This window comes from Sandarakinorhabdus rubra, from assembly GCF_010994245.1.
Taxonomy (GTDB): domain Bacteria; phylum Pseudomonadota; class Alphaproteobacteria; order Sphingomonadales; family Sphingomonadaceae; genus Sandarakinorhabdus; species Sandarakinorhabdus rubra.
In genome coordinates this window covers 1-6,278 of sequence record NZ_WMHO01000156.1, presented here as the reverse complement: position 1 = coordinate 6,278, position 6,278 = coordinate 1, and the positions used below count along the sequence as shown (strand labels likewise).

Here is a 6,278-nt window from a genome sequence, read left to right as displayed (position 1 = left end):
CCGGCAACAGCGAGGCCGCGCGCGCGGTGCTGGCCGGGCATCAGCTCAGCGTGGCCATCGTCGCCGACCGGCCGGTCAGCGAACGGGCGCTCTATCTCGACAGCGAATGGCTGGCCGGCTGGCTCGCCCTGCGCCGGCTCAACCAGCCGGCAGCGGCGCTCACGCATTTCCGCAATGCCCGTGCCGCTGCGCAGACGGCGATCAGCCAGTCGCGCGGCGATTACTGGTCGGGCCGGGCCGCCGAGGCTGCTGGCCAGGCCGAGGCGGCGCGCGGCTTCTATGCCGCTGCTGCCGCCCACCCCGATTATTTCTATGGCCAGCTGGCGGCCGAGAAGCTGGGCCAGCCACTGGCGTTGAAGCGGGCACCGTTGCCGCCGGTCGATTCCGCTCCGCTCGGCACGCTGGATCCGCTGCTGCGCGCCGCCACCGCGCTGGGCGCCGTAGACCGTGATCGCCAGACCATCTTCCTGCGCCACATCGCGTCGCGCGCCGACACACCGGAACGCGCCGCGACGCTGGCCTTCAAGGCCACTGCCCTCGACCGGCTCGACCTGTCGGTCAACGCCGCCAAGGCCGCTCGCGACGTGTCCGGCCTCGCGCTGTTGTCTGCCAGCTTCCCGGTGCTGCCGCTGCCGGAAACGCTGCAACCGCGCTTTGCTATCATCCACGCCATCACCCGGCAGGAAAGCCAGTTCGACCGCGGCGCCCGCTCGTCGGCCAATGCGCTGGGGATGATGCAGCTGGTGCCGGCCACCGCTGCCGAACAGGCTGCCAAGCTGGGCCTGCCACCCAGCCCGACGAGCCGGCTGACCGAAGACCCGGTGTGGAACGTGACCCTGGGCAGCGCCTACATCGAGCGGCTGCGCGCCGCCTATGGTGGCTCGGCGGTGCTGGCGGTGGCGGCCTACAACGCCGGGCCGGGCAATGTGAGGAAGTTCCTCGCCCAGCTTGGCGACCCGCGCGAAGGGGATGCTGTCGACTGGATTGAGGGCATCCCGTTTGCCGAGACCCGCAACTATGTCCAGCGCGTGCTGGAAAACGCCGTCGTCTATGAAAGCCTCTATCCCGAAAAGGCGACGACGCGGCCCGGCAACCGGCTGAGCCAGTGGCTGGGCAAGACGAATCCCGGCTAGAACAGCCGCTTGCCCAGAGCCTGTTCGGCGATCTTCACCAGTTCGGGATCTGGATCGGGCCAGCTCAGGTCCACGCCGGCCGATAGCGTTTCGCAGATGATCTCCAGGCTTCTGATGCGGGCCCATTTCTTGTCGTTGGCCGCCACCACATGCCACGGCGCGTCAGCCGGCGAGCAGCGCGCGAACATGTCGTGATAGGCCTCCAGGTAGGCCGCGCGCCGGGACCGATTGTGATAATCATCCTTCCCCGTCTTCCAGCGTTTCCAGGGGGTTTTCAGCCGTTCCTCAAGCCGCTTGTCTTGTTCCTTCTGGGTGATGTGCAGGAAGACCTTGGCCAGCCTTGTGCCGTCGGCGATCAGCTGGGCCTCGAACTGGTTGATCTCGTCATAGGCGGCCTGCCAGCGAGCCTCGGTCGTGAAGCCGTCCACCCGCTCCACCAGCACCCGGCCATACCAAGTGCGGTCGTAGACGGCGATTTCGCGATTGCCGGGCAGGCGCTGCCAGAAGCGCCAGAGATAATGGCGGGCGGCCTCTTCGCGGCTGGGCGCGGCGATCGACCAGACCTTGCAGAAGCGCGGATCGAGCGTGGCCAGCATGCGGGTGATCAGCCCGCCCTTGCCGGAAGCGTCCCAGCCCTCGATGGCGACAATGCCCTTCAGCCCCTGCGCGATATAGGCCGCCTGGATCAGCTCCAGCCGATGCTGCAGAGCCAGAAGACGCTCTTCATAAACCTCACGCGGCAGGTCATGGTCGATGCCGTAATCGGCAAGGTCGGGCGGGCTCATCCCGCCACGCTGTCAGGCCGGGCGTGCGTTGGCAAGCAGCGTGCGCCGGCGCAACGCGGCACCGACCAGCCCGAAGCCCGCGATCAGCATGGCCCAGCTTGCCGGTTCCGGGATGGCGCTGCCGTCATACGAAGCCTCGCCGGGGATCACTGTGCCGGCCACCCACACGCCGTCGCTGCCGGGCGCGGCCAGCACGATGTCCGGCTCGTTCGTCCTGAACTGTTCGAAGACCGCGCAGAAGCTGCTCGCCGGCATGGCGCAGGGGGCCGCGCTGACATCGCTGGCCAGGACGATGCGCTGGCTGACCGGATCAAAGGAAAAGCCGAGTGTGAAAGGAAAGGCCGGCGTCAACACGGTCAGCGCCGCGGTGTCACCGGCATAGGCCTGCGCGGGATTGAAGGTCAGCCGGAAGGCAAGCGTGAGCACGGGTGGCGGTGTGACCGGACTGCCGGCCTCGACAATCCAGTCCGTCGCGGTGAAGCCTCCATGGATGATGGTGCTGGTGGCAGATGCGGCCGACGTCAGGCCCGCCGCCGCTGTTGCGACCATCGCCAGATATTTCATCTCGATCCCCCGCGCCGATGCCGCCCCCATACGCCACCAACGCGCGAAGAATTACATGAGAGTCACTTCAACTCAAGTCCCGGCCAGAACAGAAGATCAATCCACCACCCGAATGTGGAGTTCGCGCAACTGGCGCGGCGTGGCCGGGGCCGGTGCGCCCATCATCAGGTCTTCGGCCTTCTGGGTCATCGGGAACACCACCACTTCGCGCAGATTGGGTTCGTCCGCGATCAGCATCACCATACGGTCAACGCCCGGGGCCGAGCCGCCGTGCGGCGGAGCGCCAAACTTGAAGGCGTTGATCATGCCAGAGAAATTGGCGTCCACCTGGTCCTTCGTGTAACCGGCGATGGCGAACGCCTTGTACATGATCTCGGGCTTGTGGTTGCGGATCGCGCCTGACGACAGTTCGACGCCGTTGCACACGATGTCATATTGATAGGCGAGGATGTCGAGCGGGTCCTTGGTCTCCAGCGCTTCCAGCTCGCCCTGCGGCATCGAGAAGGGGTTGTGGCTGAAGTCGATCTTCTTCTCGTCCTCGTTATACTCGAACATCGGGAAGTCGACGATCCAGCAGAACTTGAACTGGCCCTGTTCGATGAGGCCGAGCTGCTCCCCGATGCGGGTGCGGGCGAGACCTGCCAGTTTGGCGGCGTCGGCAGGCTTGCCGGCAGCAAAGAAGCAGCCATCGTCCGGGCCAAGTCCCATCGCGTCGAACAGCGCCGCGGTGGCCGCCTCGCCATGGTTCTTGGCAATGGGGCCGCCAAACTCGCCGCCCTTCCGGGTGACATATCCGAGGCCGGGAAAGCCCTGCGCCCGCGCCCATTCGTTCATGTCGTCGAAGAACTTGCGGCTGAGGCCAGCCGTGTTCGGCGCCGGGATGGCGCGCACCACCTGCCCGGCTTCGACCACCCGGGCAAACAGGCCGAAGCCCGAGCCGCGAAAATGTTCGCCGACATCGTGGATGATCAGCGGGTTCCTGAGATCAGGCTTGTCGCTGCCATATTTTAGGATCGCTTCGGCATAGGGGATGCGCGGGAACGGGCCCTTGGTTACCGCCCAGGGCTCGCGGCCACCGAAGCCGGCGAACTCCTCGAACACGCCGGCCAGCACCGGCTCGATGGCGGCGAACACGTCGTCCTGCGTGACGAAGCTCATCTCGAAATCGAGCTGATAGAACTCGCCGGGCGAGCGATCGGCGCGGGCATCCTCGTCGCGGAAGCAGGGGGCGATCTGGAAATAGCGATCGAACCCGGCAACCATCATCAGTTGCTTGAACATCTGCGGCGCCTGGGGGAGCGCATAGAACTTCCCGGGATGCACGCGGCTGGGCACCAGATAGTCACGCGCGCCCTCAGGGCTGGAGGCGGTGAGGATCGGCGTCTGGAACTCGGTGAAGCCCTGTTCGATCATTCGCCGCCGCAGTGACGCGATGACATGGCTCCTGAGCATGATATTGGCGTGCAGCCGTTCGCGCCTCAAGTCGAGGAAGCGATATTTCAGGCGGATGTCCTCGGGATAATCCGCTTCGCCGGCCACCGGCATCGGCAGCTCCTCGGCGGCCGACTGGACAACGATGTCCTTGGCCCGCACCTCGATCGCGCCGGTGGGCAGCTTCGGGTTCACCGCGCCGGCCTCGCGCAGCACCACCTCGCCGACGACGGTCACCACCGATTCCAGCCGGATGCGATCGAGCACCGGGAAGGCCGGCGACGATGGCCCGGCGACGATTTGGGTGATGCCGTGATGGTCGCGCAGATCGATGAACAGCACGCCGCCATGATCGCGCTTCCGGTGCACCCAGCCCGACAGCTTCACCGTCTGGCCGGCATCGGCGGCGCCAAGCTGGGCGCAAGTGTGGGTGCGATAGGCGTGCATGGGGAATGTCCGCAGATGCTGAGGGCTCAGGGCTTGGAAGCTGCCGGGTAGCACACGTCATTCACCGCTTTGTCAAGCGGCGAGATTGGCGTAACGCAGGGCCATGCAGATTCATCCGCTGGTGACCGACACCGCGACGCTCGAACAGCTTTGCGCCCGCTGGGCCACCGCCGATTTCATCGCGGTGGATACCGAATTCATGCGCGAGAGCACCTATTATCCCGATCTGTGCCTGGTGCAGGTCGCCTGTTCCAACGAGGCGGCAGCCATCGATCCCAAGAGCCCGGACCTTGATCTGGCGCCGCTGATGCGGCTGCTGGTGGAGGAACCGGTGCTGAAGGTCTTCCACGCCGGCGGGCAGGACCTGGAGATCATCTACAACCTGACAGGCAAGACCCCGCAGCCCCTGTTCGACACGCAGGTGGCGGCGATGGCGCTGGGGCTGGGTGAACAGATCGGCTACACCAACCTGGTCGCCGCCTATGCCAACGTGCAGGTCGACAAGGGCGCCCGCTTCACGGACTGGGCACGCCGGCCGCTGAACGATCGCCAGATCGAATATGCCATCGGCGATGTCACCCACCTCGCCCGGCTGTTCCCCAAGATGGTCGACAAGCTGCGGCGGACCGGGCGCGGCGAGTGGCTGGACGATGAGATGGCGCGGGTCTCCGATCCGGCCACCTATGCCAACGATCCGGAACGCGCATGGGAACGCCTGCGGCTGCCCAGCCGCAAGGCCGACGTGCTGGGCCGGTTGAAGGCGCTGGCCAAGTGGCGCGAACTGGAAGCGCAGGACAAGGATGTGCCGCGCGGCCGCATCGTCAAGGACGAAACACTGGCCGATCTCGCTTCCTCGCCGCCACGCAGCCAGGCAGATCTTGCCAAGGTGCGCGGGCTGTCCGCGGCCTGGGCCGGCAATGCCATCGGTGCCCGGCTGATGGCGGCGCTGGAGCAGGCCGAGCCACTGGGGCCGGACGAGATGCCCGCCCGCGAGCCGCAGCGGCCGGGCCTGTCGAGCGAAGGGGCGTTGATCGCCGACCTGTTGAAACTGCTGCTGAAGATCCGCGCCAAGGAAGCCGGGGTGGCGCCGCGCCTGATCGTGCGCTCCGATGACCTCGAATCGCTCGCCGCCGGGCAGCGCGACGGGCTCGACGTGCTGAACGGCTGGCGCCGCGAGATCTTCGGCGCGGATGCGCTTGCCCTGGTCGAGGGCCGGCTGGGCTTTGCTGTCACCGGCGGCAAGCTGAAGATGAGCCGTATAACGCTGGACTGAGCCGATCGCCTGACGCGGCGCCCATGGCACAAGTTCGGTCAGGGCTGGCCAAGGTGCCGCGGCGTGACCGACAGGAACAGCAGCAGCGAAACGCCGATGCCCACCAGCGTCGCCAGCATGTCAGCCGGATCGAACACGAACCGGTTGCTCGAGCGCTGAATGAACTCCCAGCCGATCAGTCCGGCCAGGCTGACCAGCGCCGCCATGATGAAGCGCATACGGGCCACTGGAAAGGCCGCCGCGCCAGCCCGATCGGTCCAGCCGCCGAGCAGCACGAAGGTGATGGCGATCGCGGCCGCGAAGTTCGGCGCCACACCCAGCAGCCAGTTGCCGGGCGGGGCCAGTTGCAGCCGCTGCCCGCGCAGCCAGTCGGCCGAGGACAACAGCGCCAGTCCAGCGATTGCAATGAGGCCATAGCGCAGGGACAGCGGTACCTGCCGGGGCGGCCGTGTCACCGGGGCGTCACCGCCAGCCGGGGTTCCAGCTCCAGCGTGGCACCCAAGAGCTTCAGGCGGCGCAGCACGGCATCGCCGGCCAGATCCGCATGACCTGCCCCGAGCCGCAGCACCAATGCCGTGCCATCGCGCTCCAGCCGGCTGGCCGCCAGCGCGGCAGCGGTGCCGCCGGTCAACCGCTGGCCCAGCC

The 6,278-nt window shown here is 67.0% G+C and carries 5 protein-coding genes and 2 pseudogenes; 2 read left to right on the top strand and 5 right to left on the bottom strand.

The genetic code is table 11. The annotated features are described in order from the left end of the window. Window positions 1–1,133, top strand: a 1,133-nt coding sequence (locus tag GJV64_RS10190; protein ID WP_164157130.1) for a lytic transglycosylase domain-containing protein, incomplete at its 5' end; no start/stop codon positions are given. Here the strand turns inward: GJV64_RS10190 and GJV64_RS10185 are convergent. The 3 genes and pseudogenes from GJV64_RS10185 to aspS form a co-directional block, all read right to left on the bottom strand. Next, window positions 1,130–1,918, bottom strand: a complete 789-nt coding sequence (locus GJV64_RS10185) for a polyphosphate kinase 2 family protein (RefSeq protein ID WP_164157129.1) — start codon at window positions 1,916–1,918, stop codon at window positions 1,130–1,132. The genes GJV64_RS10190 and GJV64_RS10185 overlap by 4 nt on opposite strands. A 12-nt stretch (window positions 1,919–1,930) precedes the next feature. Further along, window positions 1,931–2,035 (bottom strand): annotated as a pseudogene (locus tag GJV64_RS15755) (PEPxxWA-CTERM sorting domain-containing protein); the annotation flags it as partial. Window positions 2,036–2,578: 543 nt separating this feature from the next. Then, window positions 2,579–4,360 (bottom strand): aspartate--tRNA ligase, encoded by a 1,782-nt coding sequence (gene aspS, locus GJV64_RS10175; protein WP_164157128.1) that lies wholly within the window; start codon window positions 4,358–4,360, stop codon window positions 2,579–2,581. 103 nt (window positions 4,361–4,463) lie between these two features. Between aspS and rnd the strand changes: the two genes are divergently transcribed. Then, window positions 4,464–5,633 (top strand): ribonuclease D, encoded by a 1,170-nt coding sequence (gene rnd, locus GJV64_RS10170; RefSeq protein WP_164157127.1) that lies wholly within the window; start codon window positions 4,464–4,466, stop codon window positions 5,631–5,633. Between the two features lie 38 nt (window positions 5,634–5,671). Here the strand turns inward: rnd and GJV64_RS10165 are convergent, their stop codons facing one another. Continuing rightward, a complete protein-coding gene (locus GJV64_RS10165) occupies window positions 5,672–6,088 on the bottom strand; it encodes a hypothetical protein (protein ID WP_164157126.1) in 417 nt (138 codons plus the stop codon). After that, a pseudogene (locus GJV64_RS10160) lies at window positions 6,085–6,278 on the bottom strand (Ppx/GppA family phosphatase); the annotation flags it as partial. The pseudogene GJV64_RS10160 and the gene GJV64_RS10165, both read right to left, overlap by 4 nt.

Bases quoted from the DNA above. Each gene is read 5' to 3' on its own strand.
- GJV64_RS10185 (WP_164157129.1), bottom strand. From the start codon at position 1,918: ATGAGCCCGCCCGACCTTGCCGATTACGGCATCGACCATGACCTGCCG.
- aspS (WP_164157128.1), bottom strand. From the start codon at position 4,360: ATGCACGCCTATCGCACCCACACTTGCGCCCAGCTTGGCGCCGCCGAT.
- rnd (WP_164157127.1), top strand. From the start codon at position 4,464: ATGCAGATTCATCCGCTGGTGACCGACACCGCGACGCTCGAACAGCTT.